At 36.3% G+C, this 25,834-nt stretch carries 26 protein-coding genes and 2 tRNA genes; 24 read left to right on the top strand and 4 right to left on the bottom strand.

The genetic code is table 11. From position 1 onward, the window contains the following. The first annotated feature begins 87 nt into the window (after window positions 1-87). From gerE to NHG49_RS22760, 4 genes are all read left to right on the top strand, one after another. Window positions 88-312, top strand: a complete 225-nt coding sequence (gene gerE, locus NHG49_RS22775; protein ID WP_000659484.1) for a spore germination transcription factor GerE — start codon at window positions 88-90, stop codon at window positions 310-312. 185 nt (window positions 313-497) lie between these two features. Then, the gene (locus tag NHG49_RS22770) at window positions 498-785 is read left to right on the top strand and encodes a hypothetical protein (RefSeq protein WP_154131241.1); all 288 of its coding nucleotides are present in this window, start codon (window positions 498-500) and stop codon (window positions 783-785) included. Between the two features lie 156 nt (window positions 786-941). Continuing rightward, window positions 942-1,604, top strand: coding sequence for a type 1 glutamine amidotransferase domain-containing protein (locus tag NHG49_RS22765; RefSeq protein ID WP_088048054.1), 663 nt, complete (start codon window positions 942-944; stop codon window positions 1,602-1,604). A gap of 160 nt (window positions 1,605-1,764) precedes the next feature. Beyond that, a complete protein-coding gene (locus tag NHG49_RS22760) occupies window positions 1,765-2,403 on the top strand; it encodes a TetR/AcrR family transcriptional regulator (protein ID WP_088048055.1) in 639 nt (212 codons plus the stop codon). Window positions 2,404-2,446: 43 nt separating this feature from the next. On the opposite strand, the gene NHG49_RS22755 is transcribed toward NHG49_RS22760, so the two are convergent. Beyond that, on the bottom strand, window positions 2,447-3,136 hold the full coding sequence (locus tag NHG49_RS22755; RefSeq protein WP_258126534.1) for a type 1 glutamine amidotransferase domain-containing protein: 690 nt from the start codon (window positions 3,134-3,136) through the stop codon (window positions 2,447-2,449). Window positions 3,137-3,506: 370 nt separating this feature from the next. Between NHG49_RS22755 and NHG49_RS22750 the strand changes: the two genes are divergently transcribed. The 9 genes from NHG49_RS22750 to NHG49_RS22710 all read left to right on the top strand — a co-directional run bounded on the left by NHG49_RS22750 (window position 3,507) and on the right by NHG49_RS22710 (window position 9,954). Continuing rightward, entirely contained in the window at window positions 3,507-4,832 is a 1,326-nt protein-coding gene (locus NHG49_RS22750) for an MFS transporter (RefSeq protein WP_088048057.1), read from the top strand. A gap of 209 nt (window positions 4,833-5,041) precedes the next feature. Then, window positions 5,042-5,851, top strand: a complete 810-nt coding sequence (gene racE, locus NHG49_RS22745) for a glutamate racemase (protein WP_088048058.1) — start codon at window positions 5,042-5,044, stop codon at window positions 5,849-5,851. Between the two features lie 181 nt (window positions 5,852-6,032). Next, window positions 6,033-7,082 carry a spore germination protein GerM gene (gerM, locus tag NHG49_RS22740; RefSeq protein WP_088048059.1) on the top strand — a complete coding sequence of 350 codons (1,050 nt, stop codon included), beginning with the start codon at window positions 6,033-6,035 and terminating at the stop codon, window positions 7,080-7,082. 128 nt (window positions 7,083-7,210) lie between these two features. Further along, window positions 7,211-7,948 (top strand): ribonuclease PH, encoded by a 738-nt coding sequence (gene rph, locus NHG49_RS22735; protein ID WP_001261774.1) that lies wholly within the window; start codon window positions 7,211-7,213, stop codon window positions 7,946-7,948. 11 nt (window positions 7,949-7,959) lie between these two features. After that, a complete protein-coding gene (locus NHG49_RS22730) occupies window positions 7,960-8,568 on the top strand; it encodes an XTP/dITP diphosphatase (RefSeq protein ID WP_046956272.1) in 609 nt (202 codons plus the stop codon). A gap of 13 nt (window positions 8,569-8,581) precedes the next feature. Beyond that, on the top strand, window positions 8,582-9,085 hold the full coding sequence (locus NHG49_RS22725; protein ID WP_064474675.1) for a metallophosphoesterase: 504 nt from the start codon (window positions 8,582-8,584) through the stop codon (window positions 9,083-9,085). 109 nt (window positions 9,086-9,194) lie between these two features. After that, window positions 9,195-9,268: transfer RNA gene (locus NHG49_RS22720), tRNA-Gly, on the top strand. A gap of 1 nt (window position 9,269) precedes the next feature. Next, window positions 9,270-9,343: transfer RNA gene (locus NHG49_RS22715), tRNA-Arg, on the top strand. A gap of 410 nt (window positions 9,344-9,753) precedes the next feature. Next, window positions 9,754-9,954, top strand: a complete 201-nt coding sequence (locus NHG49_RS22710) for a hypothetical protein (protein WP_000124457.1) — start codon at window positions 9,754-9,756, stop codon at window positions 9,952-9,954. A 94-nt stretch (window positions 9,955-10,048) separates the two neighbouring features. On the opposite strand, the gene NHG49_RS22705 is transcribed toward NHG49_RS22710, so the two are convergent. Continuing rightward, a complete protein-coding gene (locus tag NHG49_RS22705) occupies window positions 10,049-10,663 on the bottom strand; it encodes a PH domain-containing protein (protein ID WP_000473874.1) in 615 nt (204 codons plus the stop codon). Window positions 10,664-11,182: 519 nt separating this feature from the next. On the opposite strand from NHG49_RS22705, the gene NHG49_RS22700 reads away from it, so the two are divergent. From NHG49_RS22700 to ysxC, 7 genes are all read left to right on the top strand, one after another. After that, the gene (locus NHG49_RS22700; RefSeq protein ID WP_001973787.1) at window positions 11,183-11,431 is read left to right on the top strand and encodes a hypothetical protein; all 249 of its coding nucleotides are present in this window, start codon (window positions 11,183-11,185) and stop codon (window positions 11,429-11,431) included. A gap of 197 nt (window positions 11,432-11,628) precedes the next feature. Continuing rightward, complete coding sequence (locus NHG49_RS22695; RefSeq protein ID WP_088048061.1) at window positions 11,629-12,627, top strand: hypothetical protein; 999 nt, start codon at window positions 11,629-11,631, stop codon at window positions 12,625-12,627. Between the two features lie 309 nt (window positions 12,628-12,936). Next, a complete protein-coding gene (gene tig / locus NHG49_RS22690) occupies window positions 12,937-14,214 on the top strand; it encodes a trigger factor (RefSeq protein WP_064474678.1) in 1,278 nt (425 codons plus the stop codon). A 264-nt stretch (window positions 14,215-14,478) separates the two neighbouring features. Next, window positions 14,479-15,738, top strand: a complete 1,260-nt coding sequence (gene clpX, locus NHG49_RS22685) for an ATP-dependent protease ATP-binding subunit ClpX (RefSeq protein WP_000472283.1) — start codon at window positions 14,479-14,481, stop codon at window positions 15,736-15,738. Window positions 15,739-15,844: 106 nt separating this feature from the next. Continuing rightward, a complete protein-coding gene (lonB, locus tag NHG49_RS22680; protein WP_064474679.1) occupies window positions 15,845-17,515 on the top strand; it encodes an ATP-dependent protease LonB in 1,671 nt (556 codons plus the stop codon). 184 nt (window positions 17,516-17,699) lie between these two features. After that, entirely contained in the window at window positions 17,700-20,030 is a 2,331-nt protein-coding gene (gene lon, locus NHG49_RS22675; protein ID WP_000097312.1) for an endopeptidase La, read from the top strand. Further along, window positions 20,027-20,623, top strand: coding sequence for a ribosome biogenesis GTP-binding protein YsxC (ysxC, locus tag NHG49_RS22670; RefSeq protein ID WP_000869124.1), 597 nt, complete (start codon window positions 20,027-20,029; stop codon window positions 20,621-20,623). Before lon ends, ysxC begins: the two co-directional genes overlap by 4 nt. Window positions 20,624-20,659: 36 nt before the next feature. Here the strand turns inward: ysxC and NHG49_RS22665 are convergent, their stop codons facing one another. Together NHG49_RS22665 and NHG49_RS22660 are read right to left on the bottom strand one after the other, a co-directional pair. Then, window positions 20,660-21,076 carry an organic hydroperoxide resistance protein gene (locus tag NHG49_RS22665; RefSeq protein ID WP_064474680.1) on the bottom strand — a complete coding sequence of 139 codons (417 nt, stop codon included), beginning with the start codon at window positions 21,074-21,076 and terminating at the stop codon, window positions 20,660-20,662. A 2-nt stretch (window positions 21,077-21,078) separates the two neighbouring features. Next, window positions 21,079-21,531: a MarR family winged helix-turn-helix transcriptional regulator gene (locus NHG49_RS22660; protein ID WP_044737640.1), complete on the bottom strand. Its 453-nt coding sequence runs from the start codon at window positions 21,529-21,531 to the stop codon at window positions 21,079-21,081. A gap of 415 nt (window positions 21,532-21,946) precedes the next feature. Here NHG49_RS22660 and hemA point away from each other — a divergent pair, with 415 nt between their 5' ends. From hemA to hemD, 4 genes are read left to right on the top strand one after another with little or no spacing between them, the layout of a single operon-like run. After that, window positions 21,947-23,281, top strand: coding sequence for a glutamyl-tRNA reductase (hemA, locus tag NHG49_RS22655; protein WP_088048062.1), 1,335 nt, complete (start codon window positions 21,947-21,949; stop codon window positions 23,279-23,281). Between the two features lie 17 nt (window positions 23,282-23,298). Further along, complete coding sequence (locus tag NHG49_RS22650) at window positions 23,299-24,132, top strand: cytochrome c biogenesis protein (protein ID WP_000008998.1); 834 nt, start codon at window positions 23,299-23,301, stop codon at window positions 24,130-24,132. Between the two features lie 15 nt (window positions 24,133-24,147). Continuing rightward, window positions 24,148-25,077, top strand: a complete 930-nt coding sequence (hemC, locus tag NHG49_RS22645) for a hydroxymethylbilane synthase (RefSeq protein ID WP_064474682.1) — start codon at window positions 24,148-24,150, stop codon at window positions 25,075-25,077. Between the two features lie 2 nt (window positions 25,078-25,079). Next, complete coding sequence (gene hemD / locus NHG49_RS22640; RefSeq protein WP_088048063.1) at window positions 25,080-25,832, top strand: uroporphyrinogen-III synthase; 753 nt, start codon at window positions 25,080-25,082, stop codon at window positions 25,830-25,832. Window positions 25,833-25,834: the final 2 nt, after the last annotated feature.

The following is a 25,834-nucleotide window of genomic DNA, read 5'->3' as shown; positions in this document are numbered from 1 at the left end:
CACATTTCGTTCATACAATATCTTGACTAAATAAACACCCAACTTACACATACACGGCTCTGGCTTAAGCAAGGAGGGTTATACCAGTTGAAGGAAAAAGCGTATCAATCTAAACCGTTACTCACAAAAAGAGAGAGAGAAGTATTTGAATTACTGGTTCAAGATAAAACAACGAAGGAAATTGCAGGTGAACTTTTTATCAGTGAAAAAACAGTACGCAACCACATCTCAAACGCAATGCAAAAGCTAGGAGTTAAAGGACGTTCACAAGCAGTTGTTGAGCTTCTTCGCATGGGAGAGCTCGAACTATAAAAAGAAAGCCGGCTTATATAAAGAGTCGGCTATTTTTTTTGCTTATATTTTGAATTTAAAAAGGTATCTCAGACTTTGAGAGGGAAGGTATGTTTCAGGCAGAAATGTTAAAAATAATTGTTTTAGAACATGATGAGGTATTCAGGTTAGGTATCTTTGTCATTTATAAATAAGAAGGTGCAAATATGAAGTTGTATTTTAAGGATATGGAGATAGGTGAAATTAAAGATGTTTTTGGAGACATGCCATGGATGTATGGAACAATTCATCTATTCGAGAATAGTAAACCGTTCCAAAAATATTTTCGTGAGATGTTAGACGAAGATAGTGTATTTGATTTTGAAAGCATAGACCCTGAATTTTCATATGAAGAAAATTGGTCTATTTTTGATGAGGATGATCAGCGGTATTTAGGGATTAATATACCTGCTATTCATATGGAGGATAACACGATTGCGTGGCGTTGGAGGTAAAAGCTATCAGATTGTGAACATCTTTGTACGAAATAATTCAAACGAGAACAACAAGCAGAATTTTATACAAAAGGTCAGCTTGTTGTTCTCGTTTTTTCCGCTTGCTGTATGAATGATAAGAACACTCCATACATAAATAGGTAGTAAGGAGGGGATATGTTGAAAAGGATATTGTTAGTTTCAACAAGCGCTCATGATATGAATGGACACCCGACTGGTTTGTGGTTGGAAGAGCTCGCAGCTCCTTATAATGTATTTAAAAAGGCTAAGTTCGATGTTGATATTGTGTCGATAAAGGGCGGTAAAGTACCTATTGATAGAGTGTCTATTCCAAATGGCATACCTCGTGAATTTAAGTATGTCGCTTCTTTATTGCAAAATACGAAGCCGATCTCAAATGTTCATTTTTCGGATTATGATGCAGTTTTATTTGGTGGTGGGCACGGGGCGATTGTAGATTTTCCGGGTAATCCATATGTTGCAAATTTAATTGAGAATATGTATAACAATAACAGAATTGTAGCGGCTGTTTGTCACGGAGTAAGTTCTTTAGTCGGTGTGAAAAATAAGGATGGCTCGTTTTTTAGTGCCGGTAAGCGTTTAACAGGTTATACGAATGATGAGGAAAAAGCTGTACATTTAGAAAAGCGAGTGCCGTTTTTATTAGAAAGTAAATTGAAAGAAGAAGGGGCTTTGTTTTATGTTGCTCCAAATTTCACACCGCATGTAGTAGTAGATGGACATTTAATTACAGGGCAAAACCCGCAGTCTAGTATGGAAATAGGGAAAGCTATAAGAAGAGCTGTAAATAAATTATAGAAAAAATGCTCGCTACTAATAAAGGTAGCGGGCATTTTTTCTATAGTGCAAATGAAAAATACCTTAAACTAAAAAGATGTATTGAGTATAATGACTTCATTTATAATTAATCGTGAATTTGCTATACTATTTTGTATGGACAAAAGGGGAGGCTCTTTTAATGAGAAAAGTTGCGTGTGCAAACACTTATATTAATAAAATAAAGCCCGTTATTAGAAAAACGAGTTTTAGCCAATTGAAAATAGATGAAATTGCGAAGTATATGGATATTAGTAAAGCTACTTTATATAAACGTTTTTCTTCAAAAGATGAGATTATTGAAGCTGTGGTAGAAGATTTTATGAACTACCTTCTTGAAGGAGATGCGGATAATCAAGATGAAAGTATGTCTTTTGCAGAACGTTTCCAAAAGACGTTTATCCATTCTTTAAAGTGTGTGACATATATTTCTGATGTCTTTTTACAAGATTTGAAAGAGGCATATCCGCACTTATCTGATCGGTTAGTTGCTGCACAACAAAATCGTAATCATAATTTGCAAATGTTTTTTGAAGCGGGTATGGAACAAGGCTACTTTAATAAAATGAACGCACAATTATTTATGGTGCAAGATGATGTGATGTTAAGACGTATTATAGATCATTCTTTTTGTATTCAGTACGATATTACGTTAAAGAAAGCGATACTTGATTTTTATCAACTAAAGAAGTACCAACTTTTTAAACCAAAGTATATAGAAGCAATTGATGATTCGGAAATTGAAAAAGAAGTTATTGCTATTTTGCAAATGATTTCGTAAAAAAGCAGGTTTTCCTATAGTAATGGAAAACCTGCTTTTTTTATTACATGTTATTTTTTATGTGTTGTAATACTAATTCAGCTACTGGACCACCTGAAGCTGGGTTTTGACCAGTTATAACACGATTATCTTCTACAGCGTAAGCTTCCCAAGGTTGCGCGGCTTTTTCGTAAAGCCCTCCATTTTTAATGAGTTCATCTTCTGTTAAAAATGGAACGAATTGATCCAATTCAACTAGTTTTTCTTCTTCATTTGAGAATCCTGTTACTTTTTTGCCACTAATTAAGCGTTCCCCATTATTTAATGTGATATGAAATAAACCAGCAGCTCCGTGACAAACAGAGGAGACGATTCCGTCATTTTCATAAATGTTGCGGCTAATCATTTGAAGTTCTTTATTTTCTGGGAAGTCCCAAATTACACCGTGACCGCCTGCGTAATAAATCGCAGCGTAGTCTGCTGGATTCACTTCACTCGGTTTCATTGTAGAACCGAGACGATTCATAAATTCTTTCTTTTGATACCATTCCCAATCGACGCTCTCCGCCATTGCTAAACTATGCGGATCAATCGGTGTATAGCCGCCTTGTGGGCTGACATAATCTACTTCGTAACCAGCGTCTTCTACTTTTTTAACGAAATGGACAGCTTCACCGAGCCAAAGCCCAGTCGCTCTATTTAAATTTGGATATTTTTCTACGCTCGTTAATACAACTAACATTTTTTTCTTCATCATAATCCTCCTGTAATGTTTCTTCTATATAAAAATTCTTTATTTACTTGATTTTATTAAGTTAGAAATTGCAAATTTGAATAACCATGTCAGTCCTCCTTATATCGGATTCGAAATTAGTGTATAATAATTTTTGAACAAAGTAAACTAAAAACACTAAATTAGTTCACTTTGTATGTTTTTCGTTGACAAAGTGTAATGCTGAAACTATGATAGTTCCATGAATATCGAACAACGTACATGTTTCGTTTCGAATTCAGTTTGTCGCGCGATACATGTATACATTTGATGAAGTTGTTTAATAGTGATAGCAGAGCTAAACAACTTTATTTTTCATTTAGAATTATTACAATCAGGAGAGGTGTTACACATGGGGAAAGTTATAAGCAACCATTCAAAATGGTTTGTTTTCACATTATGTTTTATCGTTTTATTAGGACCGATGAATGCGGTGTTATTTAATGTAGCTTTAGAGGATATTGCGAATGATTTATCCATTAGCCAATCGAAAGTAAGTTGGGTTGTAGTAGGGTATTCGTTAGTTATCGGTATTGGTTCGATGATCTACGGGAAGTTGGCTGATCGTTATAGTGTAAAAAAACTATTAATTATTTCAATTATCATATTTGTAGCGGGTTCTATTATTGGATTTATGAATCAATCTTATGCGATTACCATTCTTGCAAGATTAGTGCAGGCAAGTGGGGGCGCGGCGTTTATTGCGCTTAGTATGATTGCAGTGGCAAAATTAGTTGTTCCTGATAAGAAGCCTGGTGCGTTAGCGATGATTAGTTCTTCTATTGCATTAGCAATAGGTGTTGGTCCTTTAGTTGGCGGGGCTATTACAAATACATTGGGGTGGCCATATTTATTTTTATTTATGGTTATTTCAGTAGTTGGGATTTTCTTGCTTATGAAATTTATGCCAGAAGAGGCGCAGCATACGGATGGAGCGTTTCATTTTGATTACATTGGAGCGGTGTTATTATTTGCGTTCATTACGACTGTTTTATTAGGTGTAAATATTAATAGTTGGCTATTTGTGTTATCGGTAGCTTTCTTATTTTTATTCACGGTTCGTATGAAGAACGCGGAGCATCCATTTATTGATATTGAGTTGTTTACAAATAAACCATTTCTTCGTTTAATAGCGGTCGGATTTATAATGAATGTGGCGCTATGTGCTAGTTTATTATTATTACCATTGCTGTTAGGTAGAGAGCACGGATTGTCTCCATTTGTTATCGGAATTGTTTTGTTTGTTGCATCACTTTTTGGTATTGTATCTAGTTTTATTACTGGAAAGATTGTCCCTTCGTTTGGAAATGTGAATATGATTTATGTAGCGTCTGTCATTATGATCGTTGGCTTTTTAATTTTAGGGATTATTCCAAACGGGAACATAGTCGTTATTGTGTTGGCGATTATTTTAACGTTTATGAGTTATTCAGCCATTCAAGTATCAGTAAACACATTTATACCGAAAACATTACATCCAGCTAAAGTTGGAGTCGGTCTTGGTTTATATAATTTAATTAACTTTTTCGGTATGGCATTTGGACCAGCTGTAGCGAGCAAAATTATGGAATCTACAAATAGTTATCGTTTGAATTTTATTTTAATCGTCATTTTAATCTCTGCTCATTTCTTCTTATTAATAGGAATGTCTTCTTTCCAAAAAAAGATGGAGCGATAAATATGTACTTTATATAGAAGAAACCGACTTTCATATAGAAGGTCGGTTATTTTTCTGTCTTGCAAATTATGAAAAAAAGGAGCAAAATAAAAAAGTCCTAGTCTATACAGGTACAAATGAAAATTTTCATACAGAAGCAGTTTAAGTGAGCGAACTTAAAGTGTGTAAAATATAATGATAAAATAAGATGATGAATGAGAAAACGGGTGATGAAGTTGAATAGAGCAATCGGTGTTATCGATTCAGGAGTTGGCGGTTTAACAGTAGCGAAGGAATTAATTCGTCAGTTGCCGAAAGAGCGCATTATATATTTAGGGGATACAGCACGTTGCCCTTATGGTCCACGTTCTCGAGAAGAAGTGCGTCAATTTACGTGGGAAATGACGGAGCATTTACTAGATTTAAATATCAAAATGTTAGTTATTGCGTGTAATACAGCAACTGCGGTTGTATTAGAAGAGATGCAGAAACAATTACCAATTCCAGTGGTAGGAGTGATTCACCCAGGATCACGTACAGCTTTAAAAGTGACAAACACGTATCATGTTGGGATTATTGGAACAATTGGAACGGTGAAAAGTGGTGCGTACGAAGAAGCGTTAAAGTCTATTAATAACCGTGTTATGGTAGAAAGTTTAGCGTGTCCGCCTTTCGTTGAGCTTGTAGAGAGTGGGAATTTTGAAAGTGAAATGGCGTATGAAGTTGTACGAGAAACGTTGCAACCACTGAAAAATACTGATATTGATACACTTATTTTAGGGTGTACACATTATCCAATTTTAGGTCCTGTTATTAAAAAAGTAATGGGAGATAAAGTACAACTAATTAGTTCAGGTGATGAAACAGCGCGCGAAGTAAGTACAATTTTATACCATAGTAAAATGTTGAATGAGGGAGAGGAACAAAGTGATCATCTCTTCTTAACAACAGGAAAAATAGGACTATTTAAAGAAATTGCATCAAAATGGTTCGGTCAACCGATTGAAAATGTGAAACATATTTATTTAGAAAAAAAATAATAGTAGAATTTATATAAGTGAGCTCCTGAGAAATCAGGAGTTTTTTGTTTATCCCGCTATTTGCCGGGCAGTAAGACCACCATTGATTAAAGTTTCACTTTATAAGAAGTATAGCTAGTTCTAAAACATGAAACAGCTCGTATACATAATAGTACAAACTTAGATTTTAGGGGGGAATGGCATGCCTAAATCCACTTTTAAATGGGTTGTTGGTGCTACTGTGAGCGCTGTTTTACTAACAGGGTGTGGCTTTATAAATCAGGAGAAAGCAACGGAACAAATTGATCCGCCAAAACAAGTTACGTATACAGAGGGTGGAAAGAAAGAAGTAGCTAAGAAAGATAAGCAAGGACAAACGGTGAATAGAGAACTATACCTTGTTGATAAAAATGGTTATGTTGTACCGCAAACGTTAGCTATACCTACTCCGAAAGCGAATGAGGTCATTCAGCAAACGTTAGAGTACCTTGTGAAAGATGGACCGGTAACGAATTTATTACCGAATGGGTTCCGTGCAGTCATTCCAGCGAATACATCGATGACCTTAAATTTGAAAAAAGATGGGACGGCAGTCATTGATTTCTCTAAAGAAATGAAAAACTATGCAAAAGAAGAAGAGCGTCAAATGGTTGAGTCAATAGCGTGGACGTTGACGCAATTTAAAGAAATAAAACAAGTGCAGTTCCAAATAAATGGTGAGAAATTGGCGAAGATGCCTGTTGGTGGTACACCGCTTGGTGAAGGGGTGAGCCGTGCTAATGGTATCAACTTCGATGATGAACAAGTAGCGGATGTAACAAATACAAAACCAGTTACACTTTATTTTATGGCACAAAATAATAATAAACAGCAATACTACGTGCCAGTAACACGCCGCGTTGTAGAAGGGAAAGAAAGTGATTATGCAGCAATTATAGATGAACTTGTAAAAGGACCGATTCATCAATCGCTTCTGAATGATTTTAATCCAGGAGTTAAGTTGATTACGAATCCGAAGTTACAAGATGGAAATCTTACATTAAACTTTAATGAAAATATATTTATAAACCCAGATAAAAATATGGTTTCAAATTACGTATTGAAGTCGTTAGTTTTATCTTTAACAGAAAAGAAAGGCGTGAAAAGTGTTTCTATTGAAGTAAATGGTAAAGCGAATCTTATAGATGAAAAGGGCGGAAAGTTAATAAAACCTGTCGATCGTCCAGAAAACGTGAATACAGGTAGTTTTTAATCTTCAATAATTTGATATACTTAAGTAAGAAAGGGGAATTGCTTTTTGGGTTCCTCTTCTTTTATTGTATACATATCATACATTTAAATTTGGCTATACTAACAAGTAGTTATGAGGAGGTTATTTTTATGCGAGTAGATGGTAGAGAGAAAACAGAATTACGCCATATACATATTCATACGAATTATTTAAAAAATCCAGAGGGATCAGTATTAATTGAGGTTGGGGATACAAAGGTAATTTGCTCAGCGACAATTGAAGAGCGTGTCCCACCGTTTATGCGTGGAGAAGGAAAGGGCTGGGTAACAGCTGAATATGCGATGATTCCACGTGCAACAGAACAACGTACAATTAGGGAATCAAGTAAAGGGAAAGTAACAGGACGTACAATGGAAATCCAGCGCTTAATTGGACGAGCTTTACGTGCGGTAGTTGACTTAGAAGCACTTGGTGAGAGAACGGTTTGGATTGATTGTGATGTTATTCAAGCGGATGGTGGAACGAGAACTGCTTCTATTACAGGTGCATATGTAGCAATGGTATTAGCGTTTGAGAAGTTATTACAAGCAGAAAAAGTATCTAAAATTCCAGTAAAAGATTATTTAGCAGCAACGTCAGTAGGGATTGTTGAAGAGCAAGGTGTTGTTTTAGATTTAAACTACGTAGAAGATTCTAAAGCAGACGTTGATATGAACGTGATTATGACTGGAAAAGGCCAGTTTGTTGAAGTGCAAGGAACTGGAGAAGAAGCGACGTTTAGCAGAGCGCAGTTAAATGAATTGCTTGATGCTGCGGAACAAGGCATCTTCCAACTGATTGACATGCAAAAAGAAGCGTTAGGTGACATCGTATCTCATATAGAGTAGAGGTGGAAAGTATGAAACAAGTTGTTGTAGCGACAAAAAATATGGGGAAAGTACGTGAATTTGCTGAGTTATTTGAGCGATTTGATTTAGAAGTAAAATCATTACACGATTTTCCTCATATTGAAGAAGTCGAAGAAACTGGTGAAACATTTGAAGAAAATGCGATCTTAAAAGCGGATAGTCTGAGTAGACAGCTGAATGCGATCGTAATCGCGGATGATTCAGGTCTTATTGTAGATGCTTTAAATGGAAAACCGGGCGTGTATTCAGCTCGTTTTGCTGGAGAGCCGAAAGATGATCAAGCGAATATTGATAAAGTGTTACAAGAATTAAATGACATAGCGTTTGAAAAGCGTAAAGCTCGTTTCTACTGTGCATTAGCAGTGGCTTTCCCTGAAGGTGATAAAAAGCCTGTCATTGTAAACGGGACGTGCGAAGGGTATATTTTAGAGCAGCGCCGCGGGGAAAACGGCTTTGGATATGATCCGATTTTTTATGTGGAAGAATATAAAAAAGCGATGGCGGAACTAAGTTCAGATGAGAAAAATGCCATTAGCCACCGTGGACGTGCTCTTCGTAAGTTAGAAGAAAAAATCCCTGAATGGTTTTTAGGAGAATAAGGGAGAGAGATTGATGAAAGCTTTAATCGTAAGCGATAGTCATAGCTCCGTGAAGGAATTACAGCAGTTGAAAGAGAAATATGAAGGAAAAGTAGATATCATGATTCATTGCGGTGATTCAGAGCTAACGCCTGCTCATGAAGAGCTGCAAGGTTTCCATGTTGTAAAAGGGAACTGTGATTATGCTAACTTTCAAGACGAAATTGTAACTGATGTAGATGGCATTCGTTTCGTAGTTGTGCACGGACATCGTCATAACGTGAAAATGACATTACAAACATTAGCGTACCATGCAGAAGAGGTAGGGGCGCAAGTTGCATGCTTCGGACACTCTCACGTATTAGGTGCAGAATTAATCGACGGCGTATTATTTATTAATCCAGGCAGTATTTTATTGCCACGTCAGCGTGTAGAAAAGACATTTGCTTTATTAGAAATGGATGAAAATCAAATGGAAGTTCGTTTTGAAACATTAGACGGACAACTAGTTGAACAAGCAGTTTTTAAAAGAGGATAAGAAAAATTATCCTCTTTTAAAAAAGGTGTTGACTTTATGTATGGTTATACATATAATAAATATTGTCGATAGGGCAACAGCGCTAACGAAGAAAAATAAAATAACATATGCGGGTGTAGTTTAGTGGTAAAACAAGAGCCTTCCAAGCTCTGGTCGAGAGTTCGATTCTCTTCACCCGCTCCATGTCCCAGTAGCTCAGCCGGATAGAGCATACGCCTTCTAAGCGTACGGTCGGGAGTTCGAATCTCTCCTGGGACGCTAAAAAAACCTTGTTATCTTTTGATAACAAGGTTTTTTGTTTGTTTAAAAATTGATGTATGTGCAAGAGGTGTAAAACATAACGTAATATATGATAATTATTATATATTACAGATTGAAGTACATTAAGAAAAGAGCGCCGTTTATGCGCCCTGTTCCTCATATTTAATTTAAAGAATCGATAGGCTTATGATGGAACTTAAATCCATATCCATATTCTCCTAATTGTTCACTTAGAATGTTATAAAACTTTTTACCATTCTAGTACGATTGAGCAGCTGTTATCGGAACTTATCCACGACAGTGTGTTACAATTAATAGAAGCGGAAAACGAGAATCTCCAATTGACTGGACGTGTGATTGGTTGGACAGTTTAAGAAGGTTGTATAAAAAAGGGAGATGGCGCAAAGATGGCGAGATCAAATGAGAATGATTTAACGGAGAAATTGGCAGAAGGTCACCGGAAATATGGTGATGGCAACTTTACAGTACAGAACATCGGTGATGAAACTAACCCAGATTGGACTGTCATAAAAAATGTGAGGAAGGGATCGGCAGGCATTCGTGAAGGAGAAGATATATTAAGACTGCGATCAAAATATATAAAATAGTACAGAAATGAGCGGAGTGGGAGTTCAACTCTCTCCTGGGACGCTAAAAAAACCTTGTTATCTTTTGATAACAAGGTTTTTTGTTTGTTTTAAATTAGTTATTAATAAATTTGTCAAAGACAAAACCATAATCTTTCACGTTATATTGTTTCTTCGTATCAACGAGCCAGTTAAAGGCGATCTCGTTCATTTCTTTAAATTGTTCTGCTAAATTTACTTGTGCGTTTGAAATACGGCTGAAAGCGTTAGATGCCATATCTAGACTTTTATGTGCATACTGCAATGTAATGTCGTTGTCGTATGAAATTTCTTCTATTTTAAGTAAAGCCTTATATAAATCTTTTAATTCTTCGATATGTTTTTTATGAACATCAATTGAATAATGCTCATCTCCCATTTGAAACTTAATTTCTACATCTAAATCAATTGTTCCCGCAGTTTCAAGTGCTACATTTTTAATTTGATATTTACTATAGCTAAAGCGGCGTAGTGTACGTTTTTTACTTGTTGCGCTTGTACCATCTAGGTGAAGTAATCCTTTGTTTGTGAAACAATATTCATCTGATTTTGATTTGATTAGAAAATAAATTTTCTCCCCATCTTCATGCATCACGTAATCATCAGCGTCAACTTTATCGTAATCTTTCGGTGTGATGACAGAACCAACATCGCTTAGTCCTAATACATCTGCAGCCATTTTCTTAAACATATATAATCCCCCTTGTAAATTAAATTCTAAATTGTATAAAAATATATTAACATGATTTCAATAAAGTGTTTTCTTATAATTGAAAATTTTTAAAGGTAAGTTAAGAAAAGTAACGAATAATTATTTCAACTCTAAGTTATTTAGTAAATCTATCAGTTTAAGAGTGGATTCTCCGAAAAAAAATCAAGAGAAAAAAGTTAATCTTGTAAGTAATTATAGAGAAATTCCGTGAAAACCTCTCAAGTAATATGAGGTTTTTTTCTATCCATTTTGAAATCTTACAATTCTGTAAGGTAACTGTAAGGAAGTTCGATGGTAACAAATTGCTAATCCTCTATAATGAAGGTAACAACGATAAAACGAGGAGGAAGAAATGATGAAAGGGTTAATCGTAACGGGTTTAACAGTTGCTTTTGGATTTGTAGCGTATGAGAAATTAACGTATGTAGTTGATGTTGTAAAACATTTAATCGCTTAGTAAAAAAACTGCCATGAGAGGGAAAGGGAATGAGTGAATGAATGGAATGGTTATTTGGAATTATAGGTACTTGTAGTGTAGTGTTATTGTTCTTTGTCCCGAGTGGTATACTTAGTTCGACAACGAGTTTGTTCTTTTTAAGTTTGTTTGCTTGTACGATGCTTATTATTATGTTTTTAATGAAGCGAAGTAAACCAATCTTCTATTGTAGCATGATTGTTATGGCAATTATTGTTCTCCAAATTATTACCCTTGTTATATACCCCACTATTATAAAAGCTTTCCATTAATGATGAATCCTCTGCTTTAATTGCTGAGGATTTTTATTTGCACATTTTTAATTTTCGGTAAGGATTTGTTTATATTCAAATATAAAAATTAAATATTTCCATATTTCAAACAAAGGGTTTTGGGATGTTGTGTTCTTATTACTCATTTGATATATTTACTTTAAAGATAATTAAAATCTAGAAAAAGAGGCGGACGTATGGATAAAAAAGAAAATACGGTCGTATTGTTTCCACAACTATCAGAGCGATATATTGATGAAGGTTTTTTAGCGCTGAAAGAGCGGAAATTCGAAGATGCATTGCGCTGCTTTGAAATATTACGTCAGTATAATGCAGAAACGGAACAAACGGAACTCGCTTCTGTTATTTGTTTGTTAGAATTAAAACATATGGAAGAAGCGAAAGACAAATGTGAACAGTTACTTGAAACAGGAGCTGTATTATTTGGTGATATTCTTGAAACATATGTGACGATTTTAGTTCAAACAAATGATTATGAAGGTGTCATTGAAATCGTTGAAAAGGTTTTGCAAACGAAAGATGTAATGCCTGAGCAAAAGGAAAAATTAGCACAGCTCGCTTTATTTGCAGAAGGTATGTTAAGTGAAGTAGATACGTCACTAGTCGATTCGAATTTTGAATTGGATGAGTTTACTAATGAAATGTTTGGAGAAAACTTTGGACAAAAGCTAAGAGCGATTCAGCAACTTTCGTTAAAAGACTTGGATCTTGCATTACCTATTTTAAAGAAAGTTTTAATAGACGAAAAACAGCACCCTTATTTGAAAACTTCTATTTTATATAAAATGATAGAAAATCAAATAGAAGAAGAGGTAGAAGTGGAAAAGTTTGGGAATACGATCAAGGTGATTCCAGCATTTACAGGTCATAATGAGGAGCAATCCGATAACATTATACATACATTATCAAGCCGATTAGAGCAAAATTATCCCGATATATTTGATGCAATGGTTACATATTGGAAAGAATTGCGAATTAGCGTTTTCCCATTCGCTCTATTAATGGATAAAGTGGAGATTTGGGCTGCTGTTTTAGAGAGAATTGGAAGAAAACGTTTCGGATTGACTATTGATGAAGAAGAGCTTATGACAGCGTATAATATTGAATTAGAAGAGTTTCATATTGCCTATCAATGGTTATTACGTGTTGAAAGAGAAGGATATTTGCCCGTATAATTATGAAAAAGAATCGTTCGGTTCTTGAAACGAGCATATTCTATGTTATAATGTAAGGGTTGCAAAAGGCAGAAATCTGCCTGTTTGTAAGAGAAGAGAAGTGTAATTCTCTTACTTAATATGTTTCATATTATTCTCGAACAAAATATACCGTAGTTGTCTTTTAGACAATTAGTAGATTGGAACATTATATCTGAAAGCTTTTGCTAGAGGATTATTTGTACTTTTGTTATTTCAAAAAAGAGATAATGAAGATTTTAATCTATAGAGGTATGTGCATACATTATTATAGTTGGAGGGAAAGAATAAATGGCTACAAAATGGGAAAAATTAGAAGGTAACGTAGGCGTTTTAACAATCGAAGTTGATGCTAAAGAAGTAAACAACTCTATCGACGCTGCGTTCAAAAAAGTAGTACAAACAATCAACGTACCAGGTTTCCGTAAAGGAAAAATGCCTCGTCCGTTATTCGAACAACGCTTTGGTATCGAATCTTTATATCAAGATGCTATAGATATCATCTTACCAAAAGCATACGGTGAAGCGATTGATGAAGCTGGTATCTTCCCAGTTGATCATCCTGAAATCAACATCGAGAAGTTCGAAAAAAATGCTAACCTTATCTTCACTGCAAAAGTTACAGTGAAACCTGAAGTTAAATTAGGTGAGTACAAAGGTTTAGCAGTAGAAAAAGTTGAAACAACTGTAACTGACGAAGATGTAGAGAACGAATTAAAATCTTTACAAGAGCGTCAAGCTGAACTAGTTGTTAAAGAAGAAGGAACTGTTGAAAACGGTGATACAGCTGTAATCGACTTCGAAGGTTTCGTTGATGGCGAAGCATTTGAAGGCGGAAAAGGCGAAAACTATTCTCTTGCAATCGGTTCTGGTACTTTCATCCCTGGTTTCGAAGAGCAAGTAATTGGTCTTAAATCTGGTGATTCTAAAGAAGTTGAAGTTTCATTCCCAGAAGAGTACCACGCTGCTGAATTAGCTGGTAAACCAGCTACATTCAAAGTAACAATTCACGAAATCAAAACAAAAGAACTTCCTGAGTTAAACGACGAGTTCGCTAAAGAAGCTGACGAAGAAGTTGCAACTCTTGATGAATTAAAAACAAAACTTCGTACAAACTTAGAAGAAGGCAAAAAGCACGAAGCTGAGCACAAAGTACGTGACGAAGTAGTAGAATTAGCTGCTGCTAACGCTGAAATCGAGATTCCAGAAGCTATGATCGACACTGAGTTAGATCGTATGGTTCGTGAATTCGAGCAACGTTTAAGCCAACAAGGTATGAACCTTGAGCTTTACTACCAATTCACAGGTACTGACGCTGACAAGTTAAAAGAGCAAATGAAAGAAGACGCTCAAAAACGCGTAAGAATCAACCTTGTTCTTGAAGCTATCATTGAAGCTGAAAACATCGAAGTTACTGAAGAAGAAGTAACTGCAGAAGTTGAAAAAATGGCTGAAATGTACGGTATGCCAGTAGACGCTATCAAGCAAGCTCTTGGAAGCGTAGACGCTTTATCTGAAGACCTTAAAGTGCGTAAAGCTGTAGACTTCTTAGTAGACAACGCTGCATAATAAAATAACAAGGCGCGATTTTAATCGTGCCTTGTTTTATAAATATAGAAATATATTTATAAAACTTTTCGATGAAGGAGGAAAACTTCCTTTACAAGTCGAATATACATATTTCAAAAGTTTTAAAATTTTTTTATTTGTACATAACTAGTCATATTATTTGTATTTCTCGCCACGTAGTGACATAATATGTATTTACATACGATACATTTATCGTGTACATACGAAGGCAAGAGGTTAGCACTTTGTAAGGGGTGTGAAAATATGTTTAAATTTAATGATGAAAAAGGTCAATTAAAATGTTCTTTCTGTGGTAAAACACAAACGCAAGTTCGAAAGTTAGTTGCAGGTCCAGGTGTTTACATTTGTGACGAGTGTATCGAACTTTGTACTGAAATTGTACAAGAGGAGCTTGCGAAGGACGAAGAAGTAGAATTCAAAGATGTACCGAAACCGGTAGAAATTCGTGAAATCTTAGATGAGTATGTCATCGGACAAGATAACGCGAAAAAAGCACTAGCGGTAGCGGTATATAACCATTACAAACGCATTAATTCTAACAGTAAAATTGATGATGTAGAATTAGCGAAGAGTAATATTTCACTTATTGGGCCAACTGGTAGTGGTAAAACATTATTGGCACAAACATTAGCGCGTATTTTAAATGTTCCATTTGCGATCGCGGACGCAACATCTTTAACAGAAGCTGGATATGTAGGGGAAGATGTAGAAAACATCTTACTAAAATTAATCCAAGCAGCTGATTATGATGTAGAGAAAGCGGAAAAAGGAATCATTTATATTGATGAGATTGATAAAGTGGCACGTAAGTCCGAAAATCCATCAATTACACGTGATGTATCTGGTGAAGGCGTACAGCAGGCACTTCTGAAAATTTTAGAAGGTACTGTAGCGAGCGTTCCACCTCAAGGTGGTCGTAAGCATCCGCATCAAGAGTTCATTCAAATTGATACAACGAATATCCTATTCATTTGTGGTGGAGCGTTTGATGGCATTGAGCCAATTATTAAACGTCGCCTTGGTGAGAAAGTAATTGGATTTGGTGCTGAGAAGAAAAATGCTGATGTAAATGAGAAGCATGTTTTATCTCACGTTTTACCAGAGGATCTTTTAAGATTCGGTTTAATTCCGGAGTTTATCGGTCGTCTTCCAGTTATTGCGAACCTAGAGCCGCTTGATGAAGATGCTCTTGTAGATATTTTAACGAAACCAAAAAATGCACTTGTTAAGCAATTCCAAAAACTATTGGAGCTTGACGATGTTGAGTTAGAGTTTGAAGAAGGTGCACTAATTGAAATTGCGAAAAAAGCAATTGAACGTAAAACAGGTGCTCGTGGACTTCGTTCTATTATTGAAGGCTTAATGCTTGATGTAATGTTCGAACTTCCATCTCGCAAAGATATCGAGAAGTGTATTCTGACGAAAGAAACAGTAGCTGATAATGAACCACCGAAATTGGTGTTACAAGACGGTACTGTACTTGATACAAAAACATCTGCATAGTGCGAAGAAGAAACAGCAATTTTTATAATTGCTGTTTTTCTTTATGTTTAGCTATGTTCCTCCACGGAAATACTAAGTGATAAAACATTGCGGGAGGAAATAAATTATGAGCTGGACAAATATATTTTTACTTGTTCAACTTGTTTTTGGTGTAATTGTCGGATTGTATTTTTGGCATTTACTTCGAAATCAGCGAACACAAAAAGTTTCAATTGATCGAGAATCGAAAAAAGAATTAGAACAGCTTCGTAAAATGCGTGAGATTTCTTTAACAGAGCCGCTTGCGGAAAAGGTACGTCCTACATCCTTTTTAGATATTGTAGGGCAAGAGGACGGAATTAGGTCGTTAAAAGCGGCTCTTTGTGGTCCGAATCCGCAACATGTAATTATATATGGTCCGCCAGGTGTCGGGAAGACAGCGGCAGCACGTCTTGTATTGGAAGAAGCGAAACGCAATCCGAAATCTCCATTTCGTACAAATGCAACATTTATCGAACTTGATGCGACGACAGCAAGATTTGATGAACGTGGTATTGCAGACCCATTAATTGGTTCAGTCCATGATCCGATTTATCAAGGGGCCGGTGCAATGGGGCAAGCGGGTATCCCACAGCCGAAAAAAGGAGCTGTAACAGATGCGCATGGTGGTATTTTGTTCATTGATGAGATTGGTGAATTACATCCAATTCAAATGAACAAAATGTTAAAGGTGTTAGAAGATCGGAAAGTATTTTTGGAAAGTGCGTACTATAGTGAAGAAAATTCGATGATTCCAACGTATATACATGATATTTTTCAAAAAGGTTTGCCAGCCGATTTTCGCTTAGTTGGGGCGACGACACGTTCGCCAGAGGAGATTCCTCCTGCTATTCGGTCACGCTGTTTAGAAGTGTTTTTCCGTGAGTTAGATACAGAAGAGATTCAAAAAGTAGCGAAGAATGCAGCTGATAAAGTGGAAATGCAAATAGGTAAAAATGGTATTGAAATGATCGGAATGTATGCAAGAAATGGACGAGAAGCGATTAACCTTGTACAAATTTCTGCTGGTATGGCAATAAATGAAGAACGTTCTTTCATTAAAGATGAAGATATAGAGTGGGTTGTTCACTCTAGTCAACTTACACCGAAATATGAAAAACGTATTTATCCTATTCCGAGAATCGGTCTTGTAAATGGACTTGCTGTATACGGACCAAATACAGGCGCGTTATTAGAAATTGAAGTAACAGCAATCAAGGCGAAAGATAAAGGATCAGTAAATGTAACTGGTATTGTGGAAGAGGAAAGTATTGGTAGTCAAACGAAATCCATTCGCCGTAAAAGTATGGCGAAAGGTTCTGTAGATAATGTATTAACAGTACTTCGTTCTCTAGATGTGTTGCCAGAAGGGTATGATATACATATTAATTTTCCAGGTGGTATCCCAATTGATGGGCCTTCGGCAGGTATTGCTATGGCAACAGGTGTATATTCAGCAGTGCATCGTACGTATGTGAGTAATGAAGTAGCGATGACCGGTGAGATAAGTATACATGGGGAAGTGAAACCTATTGGTGGTGTGTACGCAAAAATAAAAGCCGCGAAAAAAGCAGGTGCTAAGAAAGTCATCATTCCTGCTGAAAACATGCAACCGTTTTTGTATACAATAAAAGGAATTGAAATCATTCCTGTTCGTAAGTTAAAAGAAGTATTTGAGCTAACATTTATGCAGGAAAATATGCATCGAGACCTTGATATACATAATACTGTGGATGAAACAGATGCACAATCAATGTGAGAATGAACGATAATAAAATTTGCCAGACTTCGTTTAAGTTTGTATGCTTAAGCGGAGTCTTTTTTCCTTTTTATAAGAGAGAAAAAACGAGAGATTTACAATTGCGGAAAATCTCTGCAATTGCATCTAGATGTATTGTAATATAAAATAGTTGAACAGGAGTTTAATTTATTATGGAGGTGCTATGTCTAGTATGAATACGAATGAAAGAATCGTACCCCTCCTACCATTAAGAGGCGTTCTCGTATATCCAACGATGGTTCTGCATCTTGATGTAGGACGTGATAAATCGATACAAGCACTAGAGCAGGCGGCAATGGATGAAAATATCATCTTTTTAGCGATGCAAAAAGAAATGAATATCGATGATCCGAAAGAAGATGACATATATAGTGTAGGTACAGTGGCGAAAGTGAAGCAAATGTTAAAATTGCCGAACGGTACGCTTCGTGTCCTTGTAGAAGGTTTACATAGAGCTGAAGTAGTAGAGTTTATCGAAGAAGAGAATGTAGTGCAGGTTTCTATCAAAACGGTAACTGAAGAAGTGGAAGATGATCTAGAAGAGAAAGCTCTTATGCGTACATTACTCGAGCATTTCGAACAATATATTAAAGTTTCGAAAAAAGTTTCAAATGAAACATTTGCAACGGTAGCTGATGTAGAAGAGCCAGGAAGATTAGCTGATTTAATTGCTTCTCACTTGCCGATTAAAACGAAGCAGAAACAAGAAATCTTAGAGATTGTATCTGTGAAGGAACGATTACATACACTTATTTCAATTATTCAAGATGAACAAGAGTTACTTAGTTTAGAAAAGAAAATTGGACAAAAAGTGAAACGTTCAATGGAGCGCACGCAAAAAGAGTATTTCTTACGTGAGCAAATGAAGGCGATTCAAACTGAACTTGGTGATAAAGAAGGTAAGGGCGGGGAAGTTGAAGAACTTCGTGAGAAAATTGAACAGTCGGGAATGCCTGAAGAAACAATGAAGGCTGCACTGAAAGAATTAGACCGTTATGAAAAGTTACCAGCAAGTTCTGCGGAGAGCGGTGTTATTCGCAATTATATGGATTGGTTATTAGCACTTCCATGGACAGAAGCGACAGAAGATATGATTGATCTTGCTCATTCTGAAGAGATTTTGAACAAAGATCATTACGGTCTCGAGAAAGTGAAAGAGCGCGTACTGGAATATTTAGCTGTACAGAAGTTAACGAATTCATTAAAAGGGCCTATCCTTTGCTTAGTAGGACCTCCTGGGGTCGGGAAAACTTCGTTAGCGCGTTCGATTGCAACATCATTAAATCGTAATTTCGTCCGTGTATCCCTTGGTGGTGTACGTGATGAATCGGAAATCCGTGGTCACCGTCGTACGTACGTTGGAGCGATGCCAGGACGCATTATTCAAGGTATGAAAAAGGCGAAAACAGTTAATCCAGTCTTTTTATTAGATGAGATTGATAAAATGTCTAACGACTTCCGTGGAGATCCGTCAGCGGCATTACTTGAAGTGTTAGACCCAGAACAAAACCATAACTTCAGTGATCATTACATTGAAGAACCGTATGATCTATCGAAAGTTATGTTTGTAGCAACTGCGAATACACTTTCAAGTGTTCCAGGTCCGCTGCTTGACCGTATGGAAATTATTTCGATTGCTGGCTATACAGAACTTGAAAAAGTTCATATTGCCCGTGAACATTTATTGCCGAAACAATTAAAAGAGCATGGCTTACGTAAAGGTAATTTACAAGTACGTGATGAAGCACTTCTTGAAATTATTCGTTATTATACACGTGAGGCTGGTGTTCGTACGCTAGAGCGTCAAATTGCAAAAGTTTGTCGTAAAGCAGCAAAAATTATCGTTACAGCAGAACGCAAGCGTATTGTAGTAACAGAGAAAAACATTGTTGATTTACTTGGTAAGCACATATTCCGTTATGGACAAGCCGAAAAAACAGACCAAGTTGGTATGGCAACAGGGTTAGCGTATACAGCAGCAGGCGGTGATACACTTGCGATTGAAGTGTCTGTAGCGCCAGGTAAAGGGAAATTAATTTTAACAGGTAAACTTGGGGATGTTATGAAAGAATCCGCACAAGCAGCGTTTAGCTATATTCGTTCTCGTGCAGAAGAGCTTCAGATTGATCCGAATTTCCATGAGAAAAATGATATTCATATTCATGTTCCAGAAGGAGCAGTTCCAAAAGATGGACCGTCAGCAGGTATTACGATGGCAACGGCACTTATTTCTGCACTAACAGGTATTCCTGTAAGTAAAGAAGTGGGGATGACAGGTGAAATTACACTTCGTGGTCGTGTATTACCAATTGGTGGTTTAAAAGAAAAAACATTAAGTGCTCACCGCGCAGGCTTAACAAAAATTATTTTGCCAGCAGAAAACGAGAAAGATTTAGATGATATTCCAGAAAGCGTAAAAGAAAACCTTACGTTTGTGCTTGCATCTCATTTAGATGAAGTATTGGAGCACGCATTAGTAGGAGTGAAACAATGAAAGTAACAAAAGCAGATATTGTAATTAGTGCTGTTAAACCAGAACAATATCCAGACAGTGATTTACCAGAAATTGCATTAGCAGGTCGTTCAAATGTCGGGAAGTCTTCCTTTATTAATAAAATTTTAAATCGTAAAAAGTTAGTACGTATTTCTTCTAAACCAGGGAAAACGCAAACATTGAACTTTTTCTTAATCAATGAGATGATGCATTTTGTTGACGTTCCAGGTTATGGCTATGCGAAAGTATCTAAAACAGAGCGCGCAGCATGGGGCAAGATGATTGAGACTTACTTTACAACACGTGAGCAATTAGACGCAGCTGTATTAGTAGTTGATTTACGTCACCAACCAACAAATGATGACGTGATGATGTATGATTTCTTAAAGCATTATGAAATCCCAACAATTATTATTGCGACGAAAGCCGATAAAATTCCGAAAGGGAAATGGCAAAAGCATTTAAAAGTTGTAAAAGAAACGCTTGCTGTTGAAATTGGTGATGAAATCGTTCTATTCTCTTCTGAAACAGGACTTGGAAAAGAAGAAGCGTGGAAGGCAATTCATAGAATGACAAAAACAAAAAACGCGTGACGAATGTCGCGCGTTTTTTTTTATTTACTAAATTTTTTAGTGTACGTTTAATGTGACCTCAATATTACCTCTTGTTGCTTTCGAATAAGGACATACACCGTGAGCGGCTTCTACAAGTTCTTGTGCTTCGGTATGAGAGACGCCAGCAACGTGTACATCAAGTACAGCAGATAGGCCGAAACCACCATCTGTATCTTTTCCGATAGAAACGTGAGCAGTTACTTCTGTACTTTCTACTTTCACACGTTTTGTACGAATGACAAGTTGTAATGCACTATCAAAACAAGCGGCATAACCAGCAGCAAATAGTTGTTCTGGATTCGTTGCCTCTCCGCCTGCACCACCTAGTGCTTTCGGCATTTTTACATCAAGATTTAATATGCCATCATCTGAAATTACTTTTCCGTTTCTTCCACCTGTAGCAGTTACTGAAGCAGTATATAATTTATCCATGTTTATTCCCCTTTTCTATCATTAATTGTTTTCATTGTTTCAATTAGTTTATTTAATTGAATTAATAAAGAACGATATTCTTGTTCTGTAATTCCTAAATTTGTTGCCATCGTTGTCGGCAATGAACAAGCCTTTTCTTTTAAATCTTTACCTTGTTCTGTTAATTCAATACAAACTTTGCGCTCATCTTCTTTGGAACGAACGCGTTTTACAAGTTTTAATGATTCCATTCGTTTTAACATAGGTGTTAACGTACCAGAATCTAAAAATAAACGTTCTCCAATTTCTTTTACTGTTAGTCCATCTTGCTCCCATAGTACGAGTAAAGTAATGTACTGGGGATACGTAATACCCATCTCTTCTAAATATGGTCGATAAAAGCGGGTAACTTCTTTAGAACAGGCGTAAATAGAAAAACAAAGTTGGTTATCTAGGTGTAAAGAATTCTCTGTCATACATAACTCCCTTCCAATTAAGTTGTGCACAACTTAATTTTGTAAAATCAATATAACGAAAAAGAAATACAATGTCAAATACATTGTATTGAGAAAGTCTGTGCTACAATTTGGAACAATCATACATATTTTCCTTCATGATGAAAGAAGATAGGAAAGATGATGTTATAATTCATATGGAATAGTTTCCATCACTTGATTATGAGGGCTTTTTTTGGTAACGTACAAATAGAGTTATTAATTTATAATCATTATAAAGTAGGAAGTCTTTATTAGTTTTACTGAATCTCCTTTATTACATACGGAGAATAAATAAAAAATAATCGGTTGTTCACACGATTGTCAGATTCATAAGAGGAAAGTTGTATTATGATAGTAGATAAAGTGATAAAACGGGTGAAGGGGGACATGCTGCGTGCATATTCTTGTTGTTAGTGTAAATTATCGAACAGCCCCTGTAGAATTTCGTGAGAAACTCACATTTCAGGCAGCAGAGCTAGAGGAAGCAATGACTACATTACAAAATCAAAAGAGCGTGTTAGAGAATGTCATTGTATCAACTTGTAATCGCACTGAGATTTACGCTGTTGTCGATCAATTACACACGGGACGGTATTATATTAAGAAGTTTTTAGCTGATTGGTTTCAGCTTGAAATAGAAGAAGTCGCACCATATTTAACTATTTTTGAACAAGATGGTGCAATAGATCATTTATTCCGCGTGACGTGCGGTTTAGATTCTATGGTAGTTGGAGAAACACAGATTTTAGGCCAAATAAAAGATAGCTTTTTAGAAGCGCAACAAGTAAAAGCGACAGGCACAATTTTTAATGAGTTGTTTAAGCAGGTGGTTACGTTAGCGAAACGTGCGCACTCAGAAACGACGATTGGTGAAAGTGCGATGTCTGTTAGTTATGCCGCTGTTGAGCTCGGAAAGAAAATATTTGGTGAGTTAACAGATTGTCATGTGCTTATTCTTGGTGCTGGTAAGATGGGTGAATTGGCACTGCAAAACTTATATGGAAGCGGTGCTCGAAAAGTAACAGTCATGAATAGAACGTTTACGAAAGCGGAAGTAATGGCTGAGAAATATATGGGACATGCAAAGCCTTTAAGTGAATTGCAATGTGCATTATTAGAAGCAGATATTTTAATTAGTTCAACTGGTGCATCTGAATATGTCATTACGAAAGAGATGATGACAAAGGTAGAGAAAATGCGCTCTGGTCGTCCGTTGTTTATGGTGGATATTGCAGTGCCGCGTGATATTGATCCAGCGATTGATGAACTAGAAGGTTCTTTCTTATATGACATTGATGATTTGCAAGGAGTAGTGGAAGCAAATCGTGCTGAGCGTTTGAAAGAAGCAGAGAAAATTCAATTTATGATTGAAGAGGAAATTGTTTTATTTAAAACGTGGTTAAGTACACTTGGTGTTGTTCCGTTAATAGCAGCTCTTCGTGATAAGGCACTTGCTATCCAAAGTGAAACGATGGAAAGCTTGGAACGAAAAATACCGAATCTTAGTGATCGTGAGAGAAAAGTAATTAGTAAGCATACGAAAAGTATTATTAATCAATTATTAAAAGACCCAATTTTAGTAGCGAAAGAAATAGCTGCTGAAGAGGGAGCAGACGAAAAATTAGCGTTATTTGCAAAGATTTTTGACTTAGAAATGGAAGATGTAGAGAGTTGTGCGGAAGAAGTAGAACATAAAAGAGCGTGGACACCATCCGTTCCATCTTTATAATTTGGAAGGATGATCGGATGAGTTTTTTAAATAACAGTATTATTTATCATATTGCAATTATTTTATATGCTTGTAGCATTAGTTTATATTTTATAGATTATTTCCAAAGTAACCGAAAGGCGAACCGATTTGCTTTTTGGTTACTTTCGATTGTATGGGTTCTGCAGTCTATCTTTATGTTACTTAGGGCTACAGATTCAGAAACGAACCCTATATTAACTTTATTATCAGGGATTTATTTTTATGTTTGGCTATTGATTACGATGTCGTTAGTCATTAATCGATTTATGAGAATTGACTTTTTAGTCTTTTTTACAAATGTTGTCGCATTTGGCGTAAGCGCTTTTTCTATTTTTACACCGCTCGGAAAGATGTCGCCGGTACTGGCAGAGCAATTAGTTTCAGAACTTGTATATGTACATGTCGGTATGGCTATTATTTCTTATGCAACTTTCACTGTATCGTTCATTTTTTCTATTATGTATTTATTGCAATATCGCCTATTAAAAAAGAAAAAATGGAATGCGAGATTAAGAAGGTTAGGGAATTTACCGAAGCTAGAATCGATGTCTTACGGATTAAATTTATTTTCTGTTCCATTTTTCTTACTAGCTATTTTATTAGGATGCATATGGGGATATACGAAATTGGACAATTTCCATTGGTATGATACGAAAGTGATCGGGTCTTTTGTCGTTCTATTTGTATATTGTGCTGGCCTATATTTACGAGTGGCAGATGTGTTGCAAGGGAAGAAAATCGTGCAGTGGAACATCGGAGCATTTCTCGTAATGCTAATCAATATTTTTCTATTAAGCAGTTTATCCAACTTCCACTTTTGGTATTTATAATGAGGAGAGAGAATTATGCGCAAAATTATTGTAGGGTCACGAAAGAGTAAATTAGCATTAACGCAAACAAACTGGTTTATTGATCAGTTAAAAGCACTAGGTTTACCATATGAATTTGAAGTGAAAGAAATCGTCACAAAAGGTGATGTTATTTTAGATGTTACTCTTTCAAAAGTAGGCGGAAAAGGCTTGTTTGTTAAAGAGATTGAACATGCGTTACTTACGAAAGAAATTGATATGGCTGTACATAGTATGAAAGATATGCCGGCCGTACTTCCAGAAGGATTAATGATTGGTTGTACACCGAAGCGTGTTGACCCTCGTGATGCTTTTATCTCAAAAAGCGGAGCATCGTTTAAAGAGTTAGCAGAAGGCGCTATTTTAGGTACGAGTAGTTTAAGACGCAGTGCACAATTATTAGCTGCGAGACCAGATTTACAAGTGAAGTGGATTCGAGGGAATATCGATACACGTTTACGTAAATTACAAGAAGAAGATTACGATGCAATCATTTTAGCAACAGCTGGATTACAAAGAATGGGCTGGGATAATGAAGTTATTACAGAACATTTAGATGAGACGTTATGTGTACCTGCTGTAGGACAAGGTGCATTAGCGATTGAGTGCCGTGAGGATGATAAGGATTTACTACAGTTGTTAGCGCATATGAATGATGCAGTAACAGAAAGGACAGTCGCAGCAGAACGAGTATTTCTTCATAAACTTGAAGGTGGATGCCAAGTTCCGATCGCTGGATATGCAACTCTTACAGAAAATGATGCAATCGAATTAACAGCTCTTGTCGGTTCTATGGACGGTTCTGTTTTATTGAAAGAGACAGTAGTAGGAACTAATCCAGAGGAAGTAGGATTAGAGGCTGCGGACCGTTTAATTAAACAAGGCGCAAAAGAACTCATTCTTGCTGCAAATAAGGGGCAACAATAAATATGAACGCTCTCGCTGGCAAAACGGTATTAATTACACGTGCCCAGCATCAAGCGAAACAAATGAGTGTAGCGGTGAAAGAAAAGAGCGGAATTCCATTGGAAATTCCGCTTTTGCGTATGGAAGGTATGTCTCATAGGCAAATTCAACATATAGCAGGGCAGCTGCATTCGTATGACTGGGTTATTTTTACGAGTAAAAATGGGGTAGCTTTTTTTCTAGATAGTTTGAGAAAGAAGCTACCCGCAAAGACTAAAATTGCTGCAGTAGGCGTGAAAACAAGGTTAGAGTTAGAAAAGCGGGGCTATCAAGTGGACTTCGTTCCAACTTCATTTGTTGCAGAAGTATTTGCAGAAGAGTTTGTAAAAAGACTAAGTGGAAACGAGTGCATTTTATTTCCGAAAGGGAATTTAGCAAGAGATGTAATTCCAGTTGCACTTCGCGAAATTGGTGTTTCTCTAGAGGAGCTAATCGTATATGGTACGAAAGAGAATATAGAGAAAAGGCAAGAGCTTATAGTAGCGTTAGAAGTAGGGAAAGTAGAAATTATTACATTTACGAGCCCTTCAACTGTTACTAGTTTTGTTCGTTTACTTGAGGGTACAAACTGGAGAGAATGGACAAAAAACTGTACAATTGCTTGTATAGGGCCTATTACGGAAAAAGAGGCGATCCTTTATTTTCCACATGTTATTACGCCGAAAGAGTACACTGTAGAAGCATTACTACAATGCATTTGTGAATCTATAAAATAAAA

The organism is Bacillus sp. IBL03825 (assembly GCF_024712505.1).
In the GTDB taxonomy this organism is placed as follows: domain Bacteria; phylum Bacillota; class Bacilli; order Bacillales; family Bacillaceae_G; genus Bacillus_A; species Bacillus_A wiedmannii.
Note: the sequence above shows the minus strand (reverse complement) of the source record. Positions and strands in the feature narration are given on the sequence as shown.